5 protein-coding genes are annotated in these 3233 nt (G+C 71.5%); 3 read left to right on the plus strand and 2 right to left on the minus strand.

What is annotated here, in order from left to right:
* Nucleotides 1-198, minus strand: a 198-nt coding sequence (locus ACTWQJ_RS49015) for a DUF6192 family protein (RefSeq protein WP_443312831.1), incomplete at its 3' end; no start/stop codon positions are given.
* On the opposite strand from ACTWQJ_RS49015, the gene ACTWQJ_RS49020 reads away from it, so the two are divergent.
* Nucleotides 176-382 carry a hypothetical protein gene (locus tag ACTWQJ_RS49020; RefSeq protein WP_443312832.1) on the plus strand — a complete coding sequence of 69 codons (207 nt, stop codon included), beginning with the start codon at nt 176-178 and terminating at the stop codon, nt 380-382. The genes ACTWQJ_RS49015 and ACTWQJ_RS49020 overlap by 23 nt on opposite strands.
* Nucleotides 383-429: 47 nt before the next feature.
* On the opposite strand, the gene ACTWQJ_RS49025 is transcribed toward ACTWQJ_RS49020, so the two are convergent.
* Entirely contained in the window at nt 430-1713 is a 1284-nt protein-coding gene (locus ACTWQJ_RS49025; protein ID WP_443312833.1) for an MFS transporter, read from the minus strand.
* A 56-nt stretch (nt 1714-1769) separates the two neighbouring features.
* On the opposite strand from ACTWQJ_RS49025, the gene ACTWQJ_RS49030 reads away from it, so the two are divergent.
* The gene (locus ACTWQJ_RS49030) at nt 1770-2780 is read left to right on the plus strand and encodes a DUF5937 family protein (protein ID WP_443312834.1); all 1011 of its coding nucleotides are present in this window, start codon (nt 1770-1772) and stop codon (nt 2778-2780) included.
* Nucleotides 2781-2998: 218 nt separating this feature from the next.
* On the plus strand, nt 2999-3233 hold a 235-nt coding region (locus ACTWQJ_RS49035; RefSeq protein WP_443312835.1), incomplete at its 3' end, for a hypothetical protein.

Here is a 3233-nt window from a genome sequence, read left to right on the forward strand (position 1 = left end):
AAGGAGCCGGGTGAGCTCCTCATCCATGTCGATCTCACCCGTGTCGATCGCCTTTTCGATCCAGGCGGCCGCCGCCCGCAATCCCGGCGGCCGCCTGGTGCTCACCGGTTGGCACCCGCACACCCCCGGCGACGAGCGCCTGCCACCACGCCACCGGCACACCGACTGGATCCGTGTGCTGCGCGCGGCGGGCTTCACCGACGTGCACTGCGCCGGCGCCCCGGCCTGGGACGCCGCCTACCAGGGGATCTACCGCGCCGCGCTGACCATGCACGCCGAAGACGGCACAGCGCTCGCCGGACTGCAGGGCGAGGCCCGACGGCGTCTGCCCACCACGTACTTCCCGTCAACAAGGTATGGAGCGCTTGAGTTGGCCTGCTGAGCGTCGTGGTTGGCCCACGAGGCCCGCTCGCGCAGGTGGGTGCCGGTTCACGCCTCGGGGATGGGCGCCGCTGGTGCCCGGTGGGGTGGCGTGGTGGCTACGGGAAGTTCTCGCAGCATACGGACGGGGGAGCAGAAGACCGGGAGGAAGGCACCGGCCAGGCAGATCACGCCCGCCCAGACTGCCATGCGTACGCCTGCCGCTTGGCCGACGAGGCCACCGAGGGCGGAGCCGATGGCCAGGGCGCCGGTGAGCAGGAACCGGAAGGTGGCGTTCATTCGGCCGAGCAGCGGATCCGGAGTCAAGTGCTGGCGCAGGGTGACGCCGAGGACGTTGTCGATACCCGTCTTGGTCATGGCCACGAGCCACCCGGCACCGGCCACCCACAGCCACGGCCCGTCGCCGACCAGCGCGACGGCAAGTGCGGCGGGTGCGAACCAGAGCCCGGCCAACCCCAGAGTGCGACCGTGGCCGAGGCGGGCGGCGAGGCGGCGGGCGAGGCTGGCGCCGAGCAGGATGCCCAGGCCGCCGGCTGCCCAGTATGTCCCGAGCGCCCCGGCGGGCAGGTGCAGTTCGCGGATGAACAGCACCGGCAGTATGGCGTTGATCATCTGTGCGCCCAGGTTGGCTAGGGTCGCGGTGAGGGCCAGCGCGCGCAGCTCGCGGCTGCTGAGGACGTGGCGCATCCCTTCCGCTATCTCGGCCCGAAGGCGTTGCCGGTCGGCCGATGCCGCGGAAGGAGTGTGCCGTCGGCCGATGCCCATGAGGCCGACGGCGGAGGCCAGGTAAGTGACGGCCCCACCGAGGATCGCCAGTGGAGCCGTGAAGAGCTGGACCAGGAAGCCGCCGGCGCCGCGGCCGGCGATGTTGGCGCCGGCCATCAGGCTCACGAGGGCGGCGTTCGCCGGCACCAGGCGCTCGCGGCCGACCAGTTCGGGCAGGACGCTCTGCGAGCCGACGTCGAAGAACACCGTGGCGCAGCCGTTCAGCAGCACCACTGCGTACAGCTGCGGCAGCGACAGCACGCCCAGCCACCAGGCAACGGGGATCGAGGCGAACAGCACGGCGCGGGCGGCGTCGGCGGCCACCAACACCCGGCGGCCGGGCAGGCGGTCCACCCAGGCGCCCGCGGGCAGGCCGATGAGGAGAAAGGCGGCGGTGGACAGCGCGGCCAGCGCACCGGCCTGGCCGGGGCCCGCGCCGAGGGTGGTGACGGCGAGCAGTGGGATCGCTGCGTAGCCGACATTGCTGCCGAGGTGGCTGAGGGCGCCTGCGGCGAAGAGTATGCGGAAGTCGCGCAGCCGCCACGGGGAATGGGGTGCTTCGGTCATGCGCGGTACTGTGCGCAACTGCCAACAGCACTACCTATTGATTTACCCTCAGCTAAATGATCGAGATCAAACTCGGCTTGGAGGACGTGGCCCGTACCCGCTTCGCGATCTCCCCGCTGTGGGAAGTGGTGGCCAGCGTCCGGGTGCTCAAGGGCGCGGACGAACACGGCCTGCATCGCACCTGGGCCGAACAGGTGCGCCCGCGGCTGGCCGCGGCCGACCTCGACCTGAGGCCGCTGTTCGACCTCGTTCCGGTGCCGACGCGCTCGCCCTGGGCCGGCCGCATTCCAGGGTTCATCTGCCCGCCGCCCACGACGCCGCTGCCGTCACTGGATGTGGAGCTGGCCACGGTCCGGGCCACCCCGCCGGCGCTGCTGCACACGACGGCCGAGGTACCGCCTGCGCGGATGGCGGCGCTTCGCGCCGACCCGGCCGCCGAGCTCGGGCGATTGGCCGACGTGATGGAGACGTACTGGGAACTGGCTCTGGCGCCGCACTGGTCGCGGATCCTCACCTTGCTGGAGGGCGACATCCGCTACCGCGCCGGCCGCCTGGTCGAAGGCGGCGCCCAGCACCTGTTCGCAGACCTCGACCCACAGGTCACCTGGGCCGGAGGCACCCTGCACCTGGCGCACCGCACCGTGCGCGGAGCGCGCCGGCTCGACGGCCGGGGTCTGCTGCTGGTGCCGTCCGCCTTCGTGTGGCCGCGCGTGTTCTCCGTGCTCGACGAGCCGTGGCAGCCCTCGCTGCGCTACCCGCCACGCGCCGTCGGCACGCTCTGGCACACGCGGTCCGCGACCGTGTCCGATGCCCTGGCGGGGGTGCTGGGCCGCTCCCGCGCGACCCTCCTGACCGAACTGACAGCCCCCACCTCGACCACCGACCTCGCCCGCCGCACCGGGCTGACTCCCGGCGGCGTCTCCCAGCACCTGACGGCCCTGCGCACCGCTGGTCTGGTCAGCGCCCACCGTGCAGGCAGAGAGGTGCTGTACGCACGCACTCGGACTGGAGAGATCGTCGTGGAAGCCGCAGGCGCAGGATCACCGCCGTCTACCACCCACGCGTGAACCCAGCACCCACCTGCGCGATCGGGCCCCGTGGGCCAACCACGACGCCCAGCAGGCCAGCTCAAGCGCTAACCGGCCAACTGAAGGGTTCTGACCGCTCTTCCGTGAAGCCACGCCCCGTTGCAGCATGTCCGGTTGCGCATCAGGCGTAGCCGTCACGAACGACAGGTCGCGACCTTTCAGTTGGCGGTTTCTCCAAGCACCGTTTCGGCAACGCCGTGCTGACCAAGGAAGCCATGAACGCCCACCAGGACGCGCCCTACTCCGTGTTCAGCGGGGTCGAGGAGCGACGGTGGCTGTGCGTCACCACCGCGCGTGGCGTGGACGTCTGCACCGGCCGCCTCTCGACGGACGGCGAGGCGCCCGGAACCAGCAACTCCGTGCAGTGTGACGAGCTGCGCCAGGTCCTCGCCTCGCGCGGCGGCCCGACGATCTTCGCGGGAGACGTCAACC

It is taken from the genome of Streptomyces sp. KR55 (genome assembly GCF_052245645.1).
GTDB lineage: Bacteria > Actinomycetota > Actinomycetes > Streptomycetales > Streptomycetaceae > Streptomyces > Streptomyces flavusporus.

What these genes read in the sequence shown, in the direction of transcription:
- ACTWQJ_RS49025 (WP_443312833.1), bottom strand. Translation starts at nt 1,713, where the DNA reads ATGACCGAAGCACCCCATTCCCCGTGGCGGCTGCGCGACTTCCGCATA.
- ACTWQJ_RS49030 (WP_443312834.1), top strand. Translation starts at nt 1,770, where the DNA reads ATGATCGAGATCAAACTCGGCTTGGAGGACGTGGCCCGTACCCGCTTC.